This window comes from Mesorhizobium sp. M0848 (assembly GCF_040319805.1).
Taxonomy (GTDB): Bacteria; Pseudomonadota; Alphaproteobacteria; order Rhizobiales; family Rhizobiaceae; genus Mesorhizobium.
In genome coordinates this window covers 67,397-86,249 of sequence record NZ_JAMYOM010000009.1, presented here as the reverse complement: position 1 = coordinate 86,249, position 18,853 = coordinate 67,397, and the positions used below count along the sequence as shown (strand labels likewise).

The 18,853-nt window shown below is 63.5% G+C and carries 22 protein-coding genes; 18 read left to right on the top strand and 4 right to left on the bottom strand.

Annotated elements, in window-relative coordinates; genetic code table 11:
* Positions 1-192 precede the first annotated feature (192 nt).
* The 3 genes from NKH95_RS12530 to leuC all read left to right on the top strand — a co-directional run bounded on the left by NKH95_RS12530 (position 193) and on the right by leuC (position 3,376).
* The gene (locus NKH95_RS12530) at positions 193-1,005 is read left to right on the top strand and encodes an amino acid ABC transporter permease (RefSeq protein WP_352891674.1); all 813 of its coding nucleotides are present in this window, start codon (positions 193-195) and stop codon (positions 1,003-1,005) included.
* Between the two features lie 55 nt (positions 1,006-1,060).
* Entirely contained in the window at positions 1,061-1,696 is a 636-nt protein-coding gene (locus NKH95_RS12525) for a class I SAM-dependent DNA methyltransferase (RefSeq protein WP_352891673.1), read from the top strand.
* A 270-nt stretch (positions 1,697-1,966) separates the two neighbouring features.
* Positions 1,967-3,376, top strand: coding sequence for a 3-isopropylmalate dehydratase large subunit (gene leuC, locus NKH95_RS12520; RefSeq protein ID WP_127297674.1), 1,410 nt, complete (start codon positions 1,967-1,969; stop codon positions 3,374-3,376).
* Between the two features lie 39 nt (positions 3,377-3,415).
* Here leuC and NKH95_RS12515 read toward each other — a convergent pair whose 3' ends face one another.
* Positions 3,416-3,733 carry a hypothetical protein gene (locus tag NKH95_RS12515; protein ID WP_352442073.1) on the bottom strand — a complete coding sequence of 106 codons (318 nt, stop codon included), beginning with the start codon at positions 3,731-3,733 and terminating at the stop codon, positions 3,416-3,418.
* 159 nt (positions 3,734-3,892) lie between these two features.
* Between NKH95_RS12515 and NKH95_RS12510 the strand changes: the two genes are divergently transcribed.
* Positions 3,893-5,089, top strand: a complete 1,197-nt coding sequence (locus NKH95_RS12510; protein WP_352891672.1) for a GGDEF domain-containing protein — start codon at positions 3,893-3,895, stop codon at positions 5,087-5,089.
* Between the two features lie 75 nt (positions 5,090-5,164).
* Entirely contained in the window at positions 5,165-6,382 is a 1,218-nt protein-coding gene (locus NKH95_RS12505) for a GGDEF domain-containing protein (protein WP_352891671.1), read from the top strand.
* A gap of 62 nt (positions 6,383-6,444) precedes the next feature.
* Here the strand turns inward: NKH95_RS12505 and NKH95_RS12500 are convergent, their stop codons facing one another.
* Positions 6,445-6,807 (bottom strand): hypothetical protein, encoded by a 363-nt coding sequence (locus tag NKH95_RS12500; protein ID WP_023811258.1) that lies wholly within the window; start codon positions 6,805-6,807, stop codon positions 6,445-6,447.
* A gap of 133 nt (positions 6,808-6,940) precedes the next feature.
* Here NKH95_RS12500 and NKH95_RS12495 point away from each other — a divergent pair, with 133 nt between their 5' ends.
* The 6 genes from NKH95_RS12495 to NKH95_RS12470 all read left to right on the top strand — a co-directional run bounded on the left by NKH95_RS12495 (position 6,941) and on the right by NKH95_RS12470 (position 11,865).
* On the top strand, positions 6,941-7,498 hold the full coding sequence (locus tag NKH95_RS12495; RefSeq protein ID WP_352891670.1) for a hypothetical protein: 558 nt from the start codon (positions 6,941-6,943) through the stop codon (positions 7,496-7,498).
* Between the two features lie 260 nt (positions 7,499-7,758).
* A complete protein-coding gene (sdhC, locus tag NKH95_RS12490; protein ID WP_352723305.1) occupies positions 7,759-8,178 on the top strand; it encodes a succinate dehydrogenase, cytochrome b556 subunit in 420 nt (139 codons plus the stop codon).
* Between the two features lie 2 nt (positions 8,179-8,180).
* Positions 8,181-8,576 carry a succinate dehydrogenase, hydrophobic membrane anchor protein gene (gene sdhD, locus NKH95_RS12485; RefSeq protein ID WP_127297680.1) on the top strand — a complete coding sequence of 132 codons (396 nt, stop codon included), beginning with the start codon at positions 8,181-8,183 and terminating at the stop codon, positions 8,574-8,576.
* 1 nt (position 8,577) lies between these two features.
* The gene (sdhA, locus tag NKH95_RS12480; protein WP_352891668.1) at positions 8,578-10,413 is read left to right on the top strand and encodes a succinate dehydrogenase flavoprotein subunit; all 1,836 of its coding nucleotides are present in this window, start codon (positions 8,578-8,580) and stop codon (positions 10,411-10,413) included.
* 9 nt (positions 10,414-10,422) lie between these two features.
* Positions 10,423-11,202 (top strand): succinate dehydrogenase iron-sulfur subunit, encoded by a 780-nt coding sequence (locus NKH95_RS12475; RefSeq protein ID WP_013528877.1) that lies wholly within the window; start codon positions 10,423-10,425, stop codon positions 11,200-11,202.
* A gap of 33 nt (positions 11,203-11,235) precedes the next feature.
* Complete coding sequence (locus tag NKH95_RS12470; RefSeq protein WP_352891667.1) at positions 11,236-11,865, top strand: YceH family protein; 630 nt, start codon at positions 11,236-11,238, stop codon at positions 11,863-11,865.
* A gap of 56 nt (positions 11,866-11,921) precedes the next feature.
* Here the strand turns inward: NKH95_RS12470 and NKH95_RS12465 are convergent, their stop codons facing one another.
* On the bottom strand, positions 11,922-12,347 hold the full coding sequence (locus tag NKH95_RS12465) for an OsmC family protein (RefSeq protein ID WP_352891666.1): 426 nt from the start codon (positions 12,345-12,347) through the stop codon (positions 11,922-11,924).
* 221 nt (positions 12,348-12,568) lie between these two features.
* On the opposite strand from NKH95_RS12465, the gene NKH95_RS12460 reads away from it, so the two are divergent.
* The 3 genes from NKH95_RS12460 to NKH95_RS12450 all read left to right on the top strand — a co-directional run bounded on the left by NKH95_RS12460 (position 12,569) and on the right by NKH95_RS12450 (position 13,810).
* Positions 12,569-12,790, top strand: a complete 222-nt coding sequence (locus tag NKH95_RS12460; protein ID WP_352891665.1) for a hypothetical protein — start codon at positions 12,569-12,571, stop codon at positions 12,788-12,790.
* On the top strand, positions 12,787-13,143 hold the full coding sequence (locus NKH95_RS12455) for a YciI family protein (RefSeq protein WP_352891664.1): 357 nt from the start codon (positions 12,787-12,789) through the stop codon (positions 13,141-13,143). The genes NKH95_RS12460 and NKH95_RS12455 overlap by 4 nt, the downstream gene beginning before the upstream one ends.
* A 139-nt stretch (positions 13,144-13,282) precedes the next feature.
* Complete coding sequence (locus NKH95_RS12450) at positions 13,283-13,810, top strand: hypothetical protein (RefSeq protein ID WP_352723301.1); 528 nt, start codon at positions 13,283-13,285, stop codon at positions 13,808-13,810.
* Positions 13,811-14,050: 240 nt separating this feature from the next.
* Here the strand turns inward: NKH95_RS12450 and NKH95_RS12445 are convergent, their stop codons facing one another.
* Positions 14,051-15,328: a ubiquinone biosynthesis hydroxylase gene (locus NKH95_RS12445; RefSeq protein WP_352891715.1), complete on the bottom strand. Its 1,278-nt coding sequence runs from the start codon at positions 15,326-15,328 to the stop codon at positions 14,051-14,053.
* Between the two features lie 97 nt (positions 15,329-15,425).
* On the opposite strand from NKH95_RS12445, the gene tesB reads away from it, so the two are divergent.
* The 4 genes from tesB to NKH95_RS12425 all read left to right on the top strand — a co-directional run bounded on the left by tesB (position 15,426) and on the right by NKH95_RS12425 (position 18,841).
* On the top strand, positions 15,426-16,301 hold the full coding sequence (tesB, locus tag NKH95_RS12440) for an acyl-CoA thioesterase II (RefSeq protein ID WP_352891663.1): 876 nt from the start codon (positions 15,426-15,428) through the stop codon (positions 16,299-16,301).
* Between the two features lie 217 nt (positions 16,302-16,518).
* Positions 16,519-16,857 (top strand): P-II family nitrogen regulator, encoded by a 339-nt coding sequence (locus tag NKH95_RS12435; RefSeq protein ID WP_013892292.1) that lies wholly within the window; start codon positions 16,519-16,521, stop codon positions 16,855-16,857.
* Between the two features lie 13 nt (positions 16,858-16,870).
* Positions 16,871-18,310 (top strand): ammonium transporter, encoded by a 1,440-nt coding sequence (locus NKH95_RS12430; RefSeq protein ID WP_502895218.1) that lies wholly within the window; start codon positions 16,871-16,873, stop codon positions 18,308-18,310.
* A 255-nt stretch (positions 18,311-18,565) separates the two neighbouring features.
* The gene (locus tag NKH95_RS12425) at positions 18,566-18,841 is read left to right on the top strand and encodes a hypothetical protein (RefSeq protein ID WP_023811245.1); all 276 of its coding nucleotides are present in this window, start codon (positions 18,566-18,568) and stop codon (positions 18,839-18,841) included.
* The last annotated feature ends 12 nt before the right edge of the window (positions 18,842-18,853 follow it).

Here is an 18,853-nt window from a genome sequence, read left to right as displayed (position 1 = left end):
GACACGGCGCTTGAACACCCCCCTCTGCCCTGCCGGGCATCTCCCCCGCAAGGGGGGAGATCAGCTGTCCGCCCTGCCTTCGCGTACCTCCAGCATTGAAGAAAAGGCGCGGGCATTGAAGCTGCCAATCTCCCTCCTTGCGGGGGAGATGGCCGGCAGGCCAGAGGGGGGTGCCTTGGCGCAATCCTTCTGATGCAGGTCCCTTGCTCTTCCTCCAAAGCCGACTTCCCCTGGTGGCTCGTCGTTGCCGTAACCCTCGCGATCGCGGTGGCCGTCTTCGTCGCCACCAGCAACCTCTATACCCAGGTTTTCGCGACGGTCGCCAAGGGCATCGGCATCACCATCTTCGTCACCGTGATCGCCTTCGTGCTGGCTTCGGCCATGGGTCTCGGCATCGCGCTGATGGGAATGTCCGGCTCGCGCTGGCTGCGCCAGATCGCGCGCTTTTATGTCGAGATCATCCGCGGCGTGCCGATCCTGGTGCTGTTGTTCTGGATCGCCTTTGCCGGCGCGCCGGCCTTCGTCGCGGCCTGGAACGCGCTGACCGCGCCGCTGCAAAGCGCCGGCCTGTTCGGCGAGCTTTTGGTGCGCGACGTGTCGCTGCTCTGGCGCGCCATCATGGCGCTGACCATCGGCTATTCGGCTTTCATCTCGGAGGTTTTCCGGGCCGGCATCCAGGCGGTGGAGAAGGGCCAGATCGAAGCGGCGAAGGCGCTTGGGCTGACACGCGCGCAGCGTTTCCGGCTGATCGTGTTCCCACAGGCAATCCGCACCATCCTGCCGCCGCTCGGCAATGATTTCGTCGCTTTGGTCAAGGATTCCTCGCTGGTCTCGGTGCTCGGCGTTGCCGACATCACGCAGATGGGCAAGGTCTACGCCGCCGGCTCCTTCCGCTTCTTCGAGACCTATTCGATAACGGCCTACATCTATCTCATCCTGACCGTCGGGCTGTCGCTGGCGCTCAGGGCGCTGGAGCGGCGGCTGCGCCGCCAGCACGAGGAATAGTTTTTCGGCCAAGGCAGCGCTACGATCCCCGAGCATTCCCCTTCAGGAGGTCCCCATGATCGTCGACAAAGCCAATGCGGCTCTGGATTCCGTCTATACGGCCGACACGCCGGAAGCGCTTGAGGAGGCCTATGCCGCGTGGGCCGCGACCTATGACAGCGAGACCACCTCGCTCGGCTACCTCCTGCCTTTCCTGATCACCGCCTGGGTGGTGCGCCATGTGCCGGCGGGCGATGGCCCCTTGCTCGATGCCGGCTGCGGCACCGGCCTGTCGGGACCTTCGCTGAAGGCGCTCGGTTACCGCGACATTGCGGGGCTCGACCTCTCGCACGATATGCTGAAGATCGCCGGCAGCCGCAATGCCTACAGCGAGCTGAAGCAGGCAATGCTGGGCGAAACGCTGCCATGGCCTGACGCCCACTTCCGCGCCTTCTTCTCCACCGGCGTGTTCACCATCAGCCATGCGCCGGCCTCTAGCCTGCGCGAGCTGGTGCGCATCACCCGCAAGGGCGGCCATGCCATCTTCACCGTGCGTGACCAGGTGTTTGAGAGCGGCGGTTTCCAGGCGGTGTTCGATGAGCTGGAGCAGGCTGGGAAATGGCGGCCGATCGAGGAAAGCCCGTGGTTCCGCTGCTATGCGATCGCCGAGCCTGACGCGCTGGTGAAGACGTTTGTGTTTGAAGTGATCTGAGCGGAGAGGCTTGGGTTCTGCCAAAGCACGCCGCAATTGCCGAAAACCCAAAACATTGATATGAGCCACGCCATGGAAGAGCTTTTTGGCGATCCGGCCTACAAGGGGTTCGTGCTGCAGGACAGAAAACGCCTGCCGTCGCGCTTCTCCGCGCGCGTGTCCGGGGCGCTGACCAGCCGACTACCCTAGGCCGACCCGCCGGGGTCGTTTCGCCGGGCCGGAGGTCCGGCACCTGCTCTTTCCCATTCTCATATCGACGGATTTACGCACATGAGCGCACCGCGCACCCTCTACGACAAGATTTTCGACGACCATGTCGTCGACCGCCAGGACGACGGCACCTGCCTGCTCTACATCGACCGCCACCTGGTCCATGAAGTGACCAGCCCGCAGGCCTTCGAAGGCCTGCGCATGACCGGCCGTAAAGTCCGACATCCGGAAAAGACGCTGGCCGTGGTCGATCACAATGTCTCGACCTCACCCGAGCGCAAGTTCGGCATCAAGAACGAGGAAAGCCGTATCCAGGTCGAGGCGCTGGCCAAGAACGCCAGGGATTTCGGCGTCGAATATTATTCCGAGAACGATATTCGCCAGGGCATCGTCCACATCATCGGTCCGGAGCAGGGCTTTACTCTGCCCGGCATGACCATCGTCTGCGGCGACAGCCACACCTCGACGCATGGCGCTTTCGGCGCGCTGGCGCATGGCATCGGCACGTCCGAGGTCGAGCATGTTCTGGCGACACAGACGCTGATCCAGCGCAAGGCCAAGAACATGCTCGTGCGTGTCGACGGCCAGCTGCCGCAGGGCGTCACCGCCAAGGACATCATCCTGGCCATCATCGGCGAGATCGGCACCGCCGGCGGCACCGGCTATGTCATCGAATATGCCGGCGAGGCGATCCGTGCGCTGTCGATGGAAGGCCGCATGACGATCTGCAACATGTCGATCGAAGGCGGTGCGCGCGCCGGCCTTATCGCCGCCGACGAGACGACCTTCGCCTATGTCAAGGACAAGCCTCGCGCGCCGAAGGGCGCGTCCTGGGATGCGGCACTCGAATACTGGAAGACGCTGCAGTCCGACGAGGGCGCGCATTTCGACAAGGTGATCGTGCTCGACGCGGCCAAGCTGCCGCCGATCGTCTCCTGGGGCTCGTCGCCCGAGGATGTGGTGTCGGTGCAAGGCATCGTGCCGAACCCGGACGACATCGCCGATGAAAACAAGCGCACCTCCAAGCAGCGCGCGCTCGACTATATGGGGCTGACGCCGGGCACCAAGATCACCGACATCACGCTCGATCGCGTCTTCATCGGTTCCTGCACCAATGGCCGCATCGAGGATCTGCGCGCCGTCGCCAAGGTGGTCGAAGGCAAGACAGTCAGCCCGCATGTCGATGCGATGATCGTGCCGGGCTCCGGACTGGTCAAGGAACAGGCGGAAGCCGAAGGCCTCGACAAGATTTTTGTCGCCGCCGGTTTCGACTGGCGCGAGCCGGGCTGTTCGATGTGCCTTGCCATGAACGACGACCGGCTGAAGCCGCATGAACGCTGCGCCTCGACCTCGAACCGCAATTTCGAGGGCCGGCAAGGGTTCAAGGGCCGCACCCATCTGGTGTCGCCGGCGATGGCGGCCGCGGCGGCGATTGCCGGCCACTTCGTCGACATCCGGGAGTGGAAGTAACCCGGATTTGAACAGAACCCGAGCCGCGCCCGGCTCGGGTCAGCTCTTTCCGTCGCGGCGGACGAGTTCGTGGAACTCCTCGCGGCGTCCCGGCTGTTCGGCCGCGACCACAAGCGCAAGCTGTTGTTCCTCGAAGAGCTTGAACCATTCGTCCCATTCGACGAGCTCATAACCTCCCGCATTGAGCGGCCGTTCAGGCTGGTCCTGGTCCTGATAGGCATGCTGGCCGAAGACCAGCCTCAACATGGGCTGCGTCCCCGCCTCCGGCGATATGTCGACGATTGCGGGAAAGCCGGCGCGCCCGGCAGCCCATGAGCGGATCGCATCGTGGTTGGTCAGTGTGATTGTGTCGGCCATGGGTCGCTCCAGATTGTGAACGGAGGAACGCTGACCGGAGACTGCGGTTCCCTGACATTATTTTGAGGCGGCGGTCCTGCTTGCCGCATGGCTTAACCGCTTGTTTGGGCTTGCCCTCTAAGCTCTTCCCTGACGTAAGCCAGGGGAAGTCACAGTCGGTTGGACACGGGTCTGCTCATTGCGCTGCTCAACCCGACGATCGCGCTGGCGCTCGGCGCGGCGTTCCTTGTGCTATGGTCCTATCAGCGCCACCGCCCCTATCTGGCCGTTCTGGCGATCAGCTACAGTCTCTCGGCAGCTGGCTTCCTGCTCCAGTATTTCACCTTGCCCATCGGGATGCCGCTGACCAAGCTTACGTCGAACATCTGCTTCACCATCGCTGCCTGCTGCCTGTCCAGCGCCGTCATCCACCGTTATGGCCGCAAGGTGCCCTCTGTGGGGATCGCCGTGTTGGCGGGCGGCGGCCTGGCGTCGTTATGCTGGTTCCTGTTCGTCGCGCCGGATCTCACCTGGCGCATCCTGGCGATGAATTTCGCATTCGGCGGCATCAGCCTTCTGGTTGCCGCCGAACTGCGCCCGGTACGCAACAACGGCCCGACCGAAAAAATCCTATTCGTGCTGTCGCTGCTGTCGGGCGTCAATTTCTTCGTGCGCACCCTTGCCGTCGTCATCGCGCATGGGCCCTTCGCCAGCTATGACGGGTTCTATGGCTCGTCCTACTGGACGACGGCGCTGCTGTCGCACGCGCTGCTCTCGCTGCTCATCGCGCTGTGCCTGTTTTCCGCCGCGGCACTCGACGTGTTGAAGGCATTGAAGACCGAGACCTATACCGACCCCCTGTCGGGCCTGCTCAACCGGCGTGGCTTCGAGGAGCGAGGCATGCGGCTCTTGCAGCACTGCGCCTCGGCCCGGTTCCCGGTCGCGCTGGTGCTGGCCGACCTCGATCACTTCAAGGCGCTCAACGATGTGCATGGGCATGGGGCGGGCGATCGGGTGATCGCCGACTTCGCCGCCAAGCTTCGGTCGGCGGCCGGCGCGCGCGGTGTTGCCGGGCGTATCGGCGGCGAGGAATTCGCGGTGCTGCTGCCCCTCAGCGATCTTGCGGCGGCGCGGCTGTTCGCCGAAGCGGTGCGCACCGTCTATTCGGCCGGCCATGTCGACGGGCTTCCCCCGGGAACGAAGGTGACGGCAAGCTTCGGCGTGGCGGCCCGCAGCGGTGGCGAGGCGCTGGAGCCGCTGATGCGCCGTGCCGACGATGCGCTCTACAAAGCCAAGAAGAACGGCCGTGACAGTGTACGCCTGTCCTATGAGCGGCCGGAAACGGCGTTCCTGCCGGAGCCGCTCAAGACCGGCTGAATCTGTCCGGCCGGGACGGCGTTAACGTCTTCTTCGCCCGTCGATGATTAGCTGTCGGCGCGGGTGCGGGAGAACATGAGCGGCGCCAACTTCATCCTGTTGATCAATCTGTCGGTTGCCGGCCTGCTGGCGGCATCCTTCATGGCAGTCACCTTCCATGATGTCGGCCGGGCGCCGGCGCGCTGGCTGGCATTTGGCTATCTGCTGGGCATGGCCTATTCGGCCATCGAATTCTCCATTCCCGCTTTCTCCGACGCGCGGCTCCCGGTCGTTGCCGCCTTCGCGGTCTTCCTTGGCGCCACCATTGCGTTCAATGGCGGGCTTGCCCGCAAATACGGCGTGGCGCCGCCCTGGAAGCCGATGCTGTTTTTCCTGTTGGCCACCACCATAGCCGTGTATTTCGTGCAGGACCTGCCTCGCCAGTCGCTCATCCGCATCATGGCTTACCAGCTTCCCTATGCGGTCATGCAGTTCGTCGGGCTGGCCATCGTCTGGTCATCGAGGCAAAAGCTTGCCCGTCTCGATCGCATATTGATGGCCGTGCTGGCGGCGAGCGGCCTCCAGTTTGCCTCCAAGCCGTTCATCGCGCATGCGCTCGGCGGCTGGGGCGCCAATCCGCAGGCCTATCTGCAAAGCAACTACGCGCTGGTGTCGCAATCGCTCGGCACTGTCTTTGCGCTGGCGCTGGCGCTGCTGATGCTGGCCATCCTGGTTCGCGACGTGCTTGCCGAAGTGACGTCGAAGTCGGAGACGGACACGCTTTCGCGCCTGCTCAACCGCGGCGGCTTCACCCGCCATGCCGAGCTGGCGGTGCTTGGCGCGATGCGGCAAGGCGTGCCGGTCGCGCTGGTCATTGCCGACCTCGATCATTTCAAGAGCGTCAACGACAGTTTCGGCCATGCGTCAGGCGACCGGGTGATCGAGATTTTTGCAGGCTTCCTGCGCGAAGCCGCCGCCGCGCATCACGTTGCCGGCCGCATCGGCGGCGAGGAGTTCGCCATCATCCTGCCGGGAACCAACCTTGCCGCGGCCCGGCTGTTCGCCGAGGGCACGCGCAGCGCCTTTGGCGGGCTGCCCATCGACGGGCTGCCGGCTGACAACCGCTGCACCGCGAGCTTCGGCGTCGCCGAACTTCATCCGAGCGAAGACTTTGCCGATCTGATGCGGCGCGCCGACCAGGCGCTCTATCAGGCGAAGAATGCCGGGCGCGATTGCGTGCGCGTCTCCGCCGGGCCTGCCGGCAATTGGTCGTCAGCCGGAATGGAAGCCAGAGCAATTTCAGGAAAAGTGTGAAACGGTTTTCCCGGGAAAAGCGCATGGCGCTTTCCCTTGGGAATTGCGTCCAGACAAAGAGTCTAGCGGCAGGGGCTGAGCTCGGGCATCTCGCCGTCGGAGAGACCGTACATATAGGAGCGGCCCTTCACCAGCACCGGCGGCCGGTAGCAATCGCTGTATCCGCTGATTTCGTCGGCTTCGTTCTCGTAGATCACCTTGGGCTGGCCGGCGCTGGTGTAGTCGGAAAGCTGCTTGGCCAGCCTGCCTTCGCCGACGATGATGCGCTTGTAGCCAGCGGCGCTGTCGACGACGAGGTTGCCGAAGGAATCGGCGTAGACGCGATCCTGATGCCGCGCGCCGGCAAGCGCTGGCGCTGCAAGGCCGACGGCCGACGCCGTCACGATGAGCGCCGCAAGGCGCGATCTGCCCGAATTCGAACGCATGGCGTCCTCCGTGTCTTGAGGGAAAGCCTCCTCGAATCAGAAATTAACGTTTTCTTAACCTTTGTTAAGAGGCCGGCGCGTTTGGCGGCAATGTCTCGGTAAACATGGTTAATATCCGTTAATATCCGACTGGATGGAAAACCTGGTGGCCATCATTCGGCCATGCTCGGCCGCACCATCGCGGCTGGTGTCCGTCTCGGCGTCGGATGACCTTGATCTTGGCAAAGCATCGCGGCTGGTTTGCCGCGCGGGAGGACAGCATATGGCGCTACGCCGGCCGATTTGGGTGTCCGTTTTCCCGTTGCTCGGTGTCGTCGCTGCCTGTGTGCCGCAGGACAGCGCGCCGAAGGCGGCCAATACCGTCGTCGTCTCACCTGCACCGGCTCAGCAGTCCGTCGCAGCCGCGGCGCCTCCGGCAGCTGCAACCAAGATCATCACCGACCTTACCGCGCCTCGGTCCGGCATAGGCGCGGCCACCTACAGATGCGGCAACAACGGTATGATTTCCATCCAAAATCTTGGTACATCGTTGCGTGTGGTCGGGTCCGACGGCGCGACCGAGGAGTTTGCGGCGTCGCCCGCCAACCAGAGCAGCCGCTACCAGGCGGTCACGCATGACGCAATCGTGATCGACGGACGCGAGGCGTTGGTGATGAAGAAGGGGTCGACGCCGCAGACCTGCAAACGCTGACGCCAATCTCAACACCGCTGGGCCCTTGGGTCAGACATGTTGCACTGCAGCGATAACGAGCCGGCTTCGGGCCTCCCGGCCTAATCGATTGAAGCCCAAGCCGGCCTTTTAGTCAGACTAAATTACGTTTTCGAAACGGTTTTCTGGCTTTGACGCGGTGCAAAAAGAGCATTAGAAACCGGCTGTCCGAAGTCGCAACCGGAAGCGGCAATGCCGCATTTCCACCTGAGGCTCCAGAGAGACGCCGAACTGGGGGAGCCATGAGCAAATCACCAGCCACCCGCGAATTTGTCAGACGTGAACGGCCGATTTCGCCGCACCTCACCGTGTACCGGCCGCCGATCACCATGACGATGTCGATCATTCACCGCATCACCGGTGGCGCGCTGTATTTCGGCACGCTGCTGGTCGCCCTGTGGCTGATGGCGGCGGCAAGCTCGCAGGCGACCTTCGATTGGGCCAATTGGGCCTTCGGCACCTGGCTCGGCCGGCTCATCCTGTTCGGCTACACCTGGGCGCTGATGCACCATATGCTGGGTGGCGTGCGCCATCTGATCTGGGACACCGGCGCGGGCCTGGAGAAGCATACCGCCTCGAAGATCGCCTGGGCGACGCTGGCCGGCTCGATCCTGCTCACGCTGCTGATCTGGATCGCCGGCACTATGGCGCGGGGAGCCTGATCATGAGCGGCAAAAACACCGACATGCGCACGCCGCTGGCGAGGGTCCGCGGCCTCGGCTCCGCCCGTGAGGGCACCGGGCATTTCTGGCGCCAACGCCTCACCGCGATCGCCAACATCCCGCTGATCCTGTTCTTCGTCGGCTTCCTGATCGCGCTCAACGGCGCCGATCACGAACATGTGCGGACAGCCCTGGCCAACCCGTTCGTGGCGCTGGTGATCGCCCTGGTGCTCATCTCCGGGCTCATCCATATGCGGATCGGCATGCAGGTGATCATCGAGGATTACGTGCATGGCGAAGGCATGAAGCTGGCGCTGATCGCGCTCAATACGTTTTTCACCATAGCGGTCGGCGTCGCCTCGATCTTCGCCCTGCTCAAGCTGGCATTCGGAGGCTGAGTTGGCCAAGGACGCGAAACAAGCCAACAGCGCTGGCTATACTTATGTCGACCACAAGTTCGACGTGGTGGTCGTTGGCGCCGGCGGCGCCGGCCTGCGCGCCACGCTCGGCATGGCCGAACAGGGCCTGCGCACCGCCTGCATCAGCAAGGTGTTCCCGACCCGCTCGCACACGGTGGCGGCGCAAGGCGGCATTGCCGCCTCGCTGTCCAACATGGGTCCCGATTCCTGGCAGTGGCACATGTACGACACCGTCAAGGGCTCGGACTGGCTGGGCGATGTCGACGCCATGGAATATCTGGTGCGCGAAGCGCCGGCCGCGGTCTACGAACTCGAACATTACGGCGTGCCGTTTTCGCGCACCGATGAGGGCAAGATCTACCAGCGGCCGTTCGGCGGCCACATGATGAACTATGGCGACGGCCCGCCGGTGCAGCGCACCTGTGCCGCCGCCGACCGCACCGGCCACGCCATCCTGCACACGCTCTACGGCCAGTCGCTGAAGAACAACGCGCAGTTCTTCATCGAGTATTTCGCGCTCGACCTGATCATGGAGCCGGACGGCACCTGCACCGGCGTCGTCGCCTGGAACCTCGATGACGGCACCATCCATCGTTTCTCCGCCAAGATGGTGGTGCTGGCGACCGGCGGCTATGGCCGCACCTATTTCTCGGCCACCTCGGCGCACACCTGCACCGGCGACGGCGGCGGCATGGCCGCGCGTGCCGGCTTTCCGCTGCAGGACATGGAGTTCGTGCAATTCCACCCGACCGGCATCTATGGCGCCGGCTGCCTGATCACCGAGGGCGCACGCGGCGAGGGCGGCTATCTCGTCAACTCCGAGGGCGAGCGCTTCATGGAGCGCTACGCGCCGTCGGCCAAGGACCTTGCCTCGCGCGACGTCGTCTCGCGCTGCATGACGCTGGAAATCCGCGAGGGTCGCGGCGTCGGCAAGAACAAGGACCACATCTTCCTGCATCTCGACCATCTCGATCCCGCCGTCCTACATGAGCGGCTGCCGGGCATTTCGGAATCGGCCAAGATCTTTGCCGGCGTCGACCTGACCAAGGAGCCGATCCCGGTGCTGCCCACGGTCCACTACAATATGGGCGGCGTGCCGACCAATTACTGGGGCGAGGTGCTCAATCCGACGGCGCTCAATCCCGACCAGGTGTCGCCGGGATTGATGGCTGTCGGCGAAGCCGGCTGTGCCTCCGTGCATGGCGCCAATCGGCTCGGTTCGAATTCGCTGATCGATCTTGTGGTGTTCGGCCGCGCGGCCGCGATCCGCGCCGGACAGGTCATCGACCGCAAGTCGGCGATCCCCTCGCCCAACGAAGCCTCGGTCGAAAAGATCATGGACCGCTTCGACCGGCTCCGCCACGCCAACGGCTCGACGCCGACAGCGGTGCTGCGCGAGAAGATGCAGAAGGCGATGCAGGAAGACGCGGCGGTGTTCCGCACGCAGGAATCGCTGGAGAGCGGCTGCAAGCGCATTTCGCAGCTCTGGGGCGAGTTGAAGGACATCAAAGTGTCCGACCGCTCGATGATCTGGAACTCCGATCTGGTCGAGACGCTGGAGCTGGAAAACCTGATGGCCAATGCCATCACCACGGTCTACAGCGCCGAGGCGCGCAAGGAGAGCCGTGGCGCACACGCACGCGAGGACTTTTCGGCGCGCGACGACGCGGTCTGGCGCAAGCATACGCTGGCCAGGCTGAGCGAAGACGGCAAGGTGACGCTCTCCTACCGGCCGGTGCACACCGAGCCGCAACTGGCTGAAAAGGACGGCGGCATCAGCCTCGCCAAGATCGCGCCCAAGGCCAGAGTGTATTGAGGATCGAACATGGTTGAACTCACGCTCCCGAAGAATTCGCAGATCAAGCCGGGGAAGACCTGGCCGAAGCCGGAGGGCGCCACCAATCTGCGGGAATACCGCATCTACCGCTGGTCGCCGGACGATGACGAGAACCCGCGCATCGACACCTATTTCGTCGACATGGACGATTGCGGGCCGATGGTGCTCGACGCGCTGCTGTGGATCAAGAACAAGATCGACCCGACGCTGACCTTGCGGCGTTCCTGCCGCGAAGGCATTTGCGGCTCCTGCGCCATGAACATCGACGGCTCCAACACGCTCGCCTGCACCAAGGGCTGCGACGACATTTCCGGCGCGGTAAAAGTCTACCCGCTGCCGCATATGCAGGTGGTCAAGGATCTTGTGCCGGACCTCACCAATTTCTATGCCCAGCATGCCTCGATCCAGCCCTGGCTGAAGACGGTGTCGCCGGAGCCGGCCAAGGAGTGGCTGCAGAGCCATGAGGACCGCGAGAAGCTCGACGGGCTCTACGAATGCATATTGTGCGCCTGCTGCTCGACCTCGTGCCCGAGCTATTGGTGGAACGGCGACCGCTATCTCGGCCCGGCAACGCTTCTGCAGGCCTATCGCTGGCTGATCGATAGCCGCGACGAGGCCACCGGCGAGCGGCTCGACAACCTCGAAGACCCGTTCCGGCTCTATCGCTGCCACACCATCATGAACTGCGCGCAGACCTGCCCCAAGGGCCTCAACCCGGCCAAGGCGATCGCCGAGATCAAGAAGATGATGGTGGAGAGAAGGGTTTAGGCTGGCGGTCGGTTGCCGGCGAAAGCAAATCCAATGAGCGATGACCTTCCCACTCTCTCCCCCGTCGAAGCGCGCATACTCGGCTGCCTGATCGAGAAGAAGGAGCTGACGCCGGATGTCTATCCGCTGACGCTCAACGCAGCACTGGCCGCCGCCAACCAGAAGACGGCGCGCGAGCCGGTGATGGCGCTGGAGCAGACCGAGGTGCATCGGGGGCTGAAGCTGCTCGAACAAAAGGGGCTGGTGAGGCAGATGTTCGGTTCGCGTGTCGAGCGCTACGAGCATCAGATGGCGCAGCGCTTCTCGCTGACCACGCCGCAGACCGCTTTGATCGGCCTGCTGTTGCTGCGCGGGCCGCAGACGGCCCATGAATTGTCGGCGCGCACCGAGCGCATGGCACGGTTTTCGTCGATCGAAGATCTGCGCGCCGAGCTCGACATGCTGATCGGCCGTCGGCCGCCACTCATCCAGGAAATCCCGCGCGGACCGGGCCAGCGCGAGGACCGCTACGTACATCTGCTGAGCGGCCCGGTAGACGTTACCGTCCTTTCGGCGCAGCGAAGTGCATCGGTCCTGCCCGCTTCCGACCTGGAGGCGCGGTTGGAGGCGTTGGAGCAGGAAGTCGCCGCATTGCGTGCCCGGCTGGACGCGCTGGGAGCATAGGTCCCCGGCGCGCGCCTGGGCGTTCGCGCCGGGTCTTCACACCGGATGCAGCGTTTTCAGCCGAGCCTGGCGTCGAGCGATACGTTTATGGCGCCGAGCGCCTTCGAGACCGGGCATCCGGCCTTGGCCTTCTCGGCCAGCTCCGTGAACTTCGCCGCATCGATGCCGGGCACATTGCCGACCACGGTGAGTGCGCTGCCGGTGATCCCCGTGCCGGGAACCAGCGTCACCACGGCCTTGGCGTCGAGTTCGGCGGCGGGGGTGCCGTTCTCGGCCAGGAAATGCGAAAACTGCATGGCAAAGCAGCCGGCGTGCGCGGCGGCGATAAGTTCTTCCGGATTGGTGCCGGATTTGCCGCTTTCGTCCTCGAAGCGTGCCTTGAACGAATAGGGCGTGCCTTTCAGGGTCCCGCTCTGGGTGTCGAGCGTGCCTGTGCCCCCTTTCAGATCGCCTTTCCAGATGGCGTTTGCGGTGCGGTCCATGAATTCCTCCTTGTTACAGCGGTGGCGCCGGCCAGGCGGCGTTCCTCCCAACTATAGCGCGGGCGCGAGGGAAGGCCACCGCGCTGTTTGCGCGCGCATGCAACGCCGGCGGACCGCGCCGAATCTTTTTTTGAAAAAATGTGCGTGCAAAAATGTCGACTTGCATCGGCCCCGACCGTCCTGCGGGCGACCACGGATTCTCGTGGCGGATGGAGGTTCGGATGAACATTCTGTTTTCTGCCCATTGGACAAGCACCGGCCGAAGGGCTGATCTAGGGGAACGCGACCCGCTGCATGTGCCGCCCTCCGGCTTCGGCCGGCTGATTGCGGCAATTGCCATTATCGGCATTGCGGTCAGCCTTCTCGACCATGTTGCTGCCGGCAAGGACTCAACCGATACCGTGATCGCCTATGGTTCGTCACAGCAAGGGAGCTGGAAATGAAATATGTCTGTCTGGTCTATGGCGAGGAAAACGACCTCCATGCCATGACGCCGGAGCGTCTGGCCAAGCTCGATGCCGATTCGATGGCTCATGACCGCTCATTGGATCAGCGTGGCCTGCTGATCGTCGCGCAGGCGCTGCAATCGGTGAAAACAGCCAGAACCGTGCGGCGACGCCAGGGCAAGCGGCTGATCACCGACGGCCCGTTCGCCGAAACCAAGGAGCAGTTGCTCGGCTTCGTCATGATCGAGGCGGACAATCTCGACCAGGCGCTGGAGATCGCTGGCGAGATCCCGCTGGCCGAAATAGGCACTGTCGAGGTGCGGGCGATCTACGATGTGCCGGGGTCATAGCCCCCGCCATGTGCTACAGCCACGCGGAAACCAAGACATTCGATTGAACGATCGTCCTGGTTCATTTCGTGCGCAACTTTGCGTGTTGAAGCAAGGCGAGAGTTCTCCTATCGTCGCCGGGGTTCTTGGGGATTTCGACATGCCTTTCCTGATTGCTATCCTTGGCGTGATGGGCGCGGCAGCGTTCTGGTGGTACCGGATGAAGGCGATGAACGACGCGGCTCGTGACGTTGCGGACGTTGTCGGGCGCGTACAGGGCAACATCCGCCGCAAGAAGCTGCGCAAGCAGGCAGCGCTGTCGCCGCTGACGGCGATCGATGATCCGGTCGTAGCGGCGGCTACGCTGATCACGTCGATCGTCTCCGAGGATGGGCCCATACTGCCGCAGCGCGAGGCCGTCATCCGCGCCGTGATTTCCGAGATCGCCGACAAGAAGAAAACGGACGAAGCGGTGGTCTACGCCAAATGGGCGGCGTCACAGATCGACGACACCACAATCGTCATCGACAGACTGGCGCCGTTCCTGCGCGAGCGTCTGGATGTCGCCGAGCGAAACGATCTGCTGCAGATGGTCAACCGCGCCGCCCAGGGCGGCGAGAAACGCCTCGAAATATCCGACCAGAGGATATTGCGGCTGCGGCAAAAGCTGGGTTTTGAGGTCAATTGATCGCATACCTTGGCGATTGGCGGAAACGCCCATCGCTTTCGTCATCCTGGGGCGGAGCAAGGAGCGAAGCGACGCGGCGCAGACCCCGGGATCCATGCCGCGACTCAAACGCGTCACCACGGTGCAGAATTCTGCTCCGCTGCATTCTTCAGCCAAGGTCGCGGCATGGATCCTTGGGTCTTCGCTCCGCTTCGCGTCGCTACGCCCAAGGATGACGACGTTGGGGATGCTGGCGGCGGCTCAAATCGCCTCGCCCTTCAACAGTCTTGGCGTGCCGGCGGACAGTCCCGACGCCTGGCGGATGAAGAATTCCTTCAGGCGCGGCATGCGTTCGACGAGGCCGAGGCCGATGTCGCGGACGGTGCGCAGCGGGCCGATATCGTTGGAAAACAGCCGGTTCAGCGCGTCGGTGGTGACACCCATCTGCACCGTGTCGAAGCGGCGCCACTGCTGGTAGCGCTCGAGCACGTCGAGCGCGCCGATATCCCGGCCGAGCCGGTCGGCCTCGACGATCACCTCGGCAAGGGCCGCGACATCCTTGAAGCCGAGATTGAGGCCCTGGCCGGCGATCGGGTGGATACCGTGGGCGGCATCGCCGGCGAGCGCGACGCGGGGTGCGACGAAGGCGCGCGCAATGGTCAGGCCGAGCGGCCAGGCGCGCGGCTTGTCGGCAACGCGGATCTCGCCAAGCTTCAGGCCAAAACGCTGCTCGAGCTCGTGTTCGAAGAGGAGATCGTCACCGGCCACCAGCTTCTCCGCATCGGGCGTACGCTCGACCCAGACGATCGACGAGCGGTTGGTGCCGTCCTCGCCGGGCTTGAGCGGCAATGTGGCGAAGGGGCCAGCCGGCAGGAAATGCTCTTCGGCGCGACCATTGTGCGGGCGTTCATGCGCCACCGTGCAGACGATGCCGGACTGGCCATATTCCCACTTCACCGTCTTGATGCCGGCCATGTCGCGCAGCTTCGAGTTGACGCCGTCGGCGGCGACCAGCAGCCGGGCCTTCAGCGTCGCGCCGTCGGCGAGATGCACGGTGATGCCGGCGCCGTTGGTCTCGAACCCCTGCACGGCGACGCCTTCGATGATGTCGATGCCGAGTTTTTCGGCACTGGCCCGCAAGGCGCCGTTCAGCACCCTGTTGGCGACCATATGCGCAAAAGGCTCGCCCGGCGCCACTTCGCCGTCGAAGGTCAGGAAGACCGGACGCACCGGATCGGCAGTGCGCGAATCGGTGATGATCATCTCGGTGATCGCCTGCGCCTGGGGCACGATCTCGGCCCACACGCCGAGCTGGTCGAGCATGCGGCAGGCGGCGGCGGCAATGGCCGAGGCGCGGCCATCCCTTTGCCAGGCGCCAGCAGGTGCGGCATCGACGAGAGCGATGGCGAGATCCGGTCGCGCCTGCTTCAGCGATACGGCGGCGGCCAGGCCGACATAGCCGGCGCCGGCGACCAGGACATCGAGCCCAGATCTTGTTTTCGCGTTTGCCCCGGTTTTCGTGTCCGCCTTGCGTTCCATCATCTTCGCTCCTGCGCGCCGCCGGGTCCTGCACCCTTGACTGCCTGTCCGTCCTGTCGGAAACCGCCATAACACTTCTGCGGTGAGGGCGCGAAATATGACGGCAGCCATGGACGAGCTTCTCGGCATTCTCGACCTCGAGAAGCTGGAACACAATCTGTATCGTGGTCGCAGCCCCTTGCTCGACTGGCAGCGCGTGTTCGGCGGCCAGACCATCGCCCAGGCGCTGGTGGCGGCGCAGCGGACAGTGGATCCCGATCGGCACGTGCATTCGCTGCACGGCTATTTCATGCGGCCCGGCGACACCAAGGTGCCGATCGTCTACGAGGTCGACCGTATTCGCGACGGCGGCTCCTTCACCACGCGGCGCGTGGTGGCGGTCCAGCACGGCCAGGCGATCTTTTCGCTCGAAGCCTCGTTCCAGCAGGACGAGCTCGGTCTCGAGCACCAGGTGCCGATGCCGCAGGACGTTCCGGGGCCGGACACATTGCTGTCGCAACGCGAATTGCTGGGCAAATTCGGCGAGGCGGTGCCCGATGGCATCAAACGCTACTGGGAGCGCGACCGGCCGATCGAGATGAAACCGGTGATGCTGAAGCATTACACCAGCCGCGAAAAGCTGGAGCCGAAGCAGAATATCTGGATCCGCACCACCGGTCCGGTGCCGGCGGACCGCGCCATCCAGGCGGCGGTGCTCGCCTATCTCTCCGACATGACGCTGCTCGACACATCGACCTTCGCGCATGGCCGTGCCATTTTCGATCGCGATATCCAGGCGGCGAGCCTCGACCACGCTATGTGGTTTCATCGCAGCCATGCGCTCGACGACTGGATGCTCTATACGCAGGACAGCCCGTCGACACAGGGGTCGCGCGGCTTTACACGCGGGTCGCTATTTGCCCGCGACGGCACGCTGATCGCCTCGGTTGCGCAGGAAGGGCTGATCCGGCTCAAGCGATCGCCTGCAGAGTAGGCATTTTCCAAAAATTGCCTAAGTTTTAGGCATATGCACCGCCGCAGCTGTGGGCAGGTTGCGTCGATGTGCTCCCTAATCTCTTTGTTTACAATGGGTTAACACCCTGCTTCGGCACTTGGCACGGAGCTTGAATCCTCGTGGGCACTCTCCGGCTTTTTAGGATCGGTGAAGGTGTGCAAACGCGGGGGACCGCAACAGCGAAGGGTGAAACCTTATGAAAATTGTGATGGCAATCATCAAGCCGTTCAAGCTCGACGAGGTACGCGAAGCGCTTACCGCCGTCGGCATCCAGGGCCTGACCGTCACCGAAGTCAAAGGCTACGGGCGTCAGAAAGGGCATACGGAAATCTATCGCGGGGCGGAATACGCGGTCAGCTTCCTGCCGAAGATCAAGATCGAAGTCGCCGTCAGTTCCGACATGGTGGACAAGGCTGTCGAAGCCATCACCGCCGCCGCCAAGACCGGCCAGATCGGCGACGGCAAGATCTTCGTTTTCGGCATCGATCAGGCGGTGCGCATCCGCACCGGCGAAACAGACACCGACGCGCTCTGAGCGGCGATCACGTATTCCAATGGAGAGTTCAATGAATATTCCTTCCACCTTGAAGTCAGCGGCGCGCTCCGCGCTGCTCGGCTCGTTCGCGCTCGGAGCATTGGGCACGGTCGCCGCATTCGCGCAGGAAGCGGCTCCCGCCGCGGCTGCAGCAGCGCCAGCTTTCACCGTCGACAAGGGCGACACCACGTGGATGATGGTTTCCACCGTTCTGGTGCTGTTGATGACGGTTCCCGGTCTTGCGCTTTTCTACGGCGGCCTGGTTCGCAGCAAGAACATGCTCTCAGTGCTGATGCAGGTCTTCACCATCACCAGCGTGGTCATGATCATCTGGGTTTTCTACGGCTACAGCCTCGCCTTCACCCCGGGCAACGCCTTCGTCGGCGGCCTTTCCAAGATGTTTCTCTCCGGCGTCGATGTGACGACCCTGTCGGAAACCTTTACCAAGGGTGTCGCCATTCCTGAACTGGTGTTCGTCGTCTTCCAGATGACCTTCGCCTGCATCACGCCGGCCCTGATCGTCGGCGCCTTCGCCGAACGCGTCAAATTCTCCGCTTTGATCCTTTTCGTGATCCTGTGGGTCACTTTCATCTACTTCCCGATCGCTCATATGGTCTGGTTCTGGGGCGGCCCGAGCGCTTATAGCGATCCGACCGGCCTCATCTTCAGCTTCGGCGCCATTGACTTCGCCGGCGGCACGGTCGTTCACATCAATGCGGGCATTGCCGGCCTCGTCGGCGCGCTCATGATCGGCAAGCGCAGCGGCTACAAGAAGGATCTCATGGCGCCGCACTCGATGACGCTGACCATGGTCGGTGCTTCGCTGCTGTGGGTTGGCTGGTTTGGCTTCAACGCCGGTTCGAACCTTGAAGCGAACGCCTATGCGGTGCTGGCCATGATCAATACCTTCGTCGCCACGGCGGCGGCGGCGGTGACCTGGATCGTGCTTGAATCGCTGCTGCGCGGCAAAGCCTCCATGCTTGGTGCTGTTTCGGGTGCGGTGACCGGCCTCGTCGCCGTCACGCCCGCTGCCGGCTTTGCCGGCCCGATGGGCGCCATCGTGCTCGGCATCGTCGCCACCTTCGTCTGCTACTTCTTCGTCTCGGTGGTGAAGAACGCGTTCGACTACGACGACAGCCTTGATGTCTTCGGCGTCCACTGCATCGGCGGCATCATCGGCGCGCTCGGCACAGGCATCCTGGTCAATCCTGCCCTCGGTGGCGCCGGCATTGTCGACTATTCGACGGCCGACTTTGCTGCCGGCTATGCCGGCACGGCCACCCAGCTCCTGGCGCAGGCCAAGGGTGTCCTGGTGACCCTGCTATGGTCGGGTATCGGCAGCGCCATCCTCTACAAGATCGTCGACCTGATCATCGGCCTGCGTCCGACAGCCGACGCAGAGCGCGAAGGCCTCGACCTCACCTCGCATGGCGAAGCGGCCTATCACTCGTAAGCCCTGTGCGAGGCGGCCTCGGCCGCCTCGTATTCTCCCATCCCGTCGTGACGCTCCCGAAAGGAGTTCACGCATTGAGGCCCGGATCACCTCCGGGCCTCTTTTTTTGGCAAGCCGTTCCGGCAATGCCCGGCTTCACGCAATCACGTTCGTGTGATCAGGTTTTTTGAGGAAACAACGACCGCTCTGGTTCCGAACAGTGGAGGCGATCGTCGTTCTGACGCTCGTGCCAACAACAGGGAAGGAAACCATCTCATGAACCTCAAGAACATCTGCCTCGGAGCGCTTGCTCTTTCCATGATCGGCGGCGTGGCATTTGCCGGTGCTCTGGATGAGCCCGACAACATGGCGCCGTTCTTCACGGATTCCGGCATGAAAACCATGAAGCCGATGGCGGATTTCAAGACAGCTTTCATGGCCATGCCGATGGAAAAGCAGGAAGCGATGAAGAAGGAATGCCAGGATGCGGCGATGAGCAAGCCGTATGCGGAATTCTGCGCCAATGTGCAGGCGCTCGGCGGCGCCAACTGATTTGCCGCGATC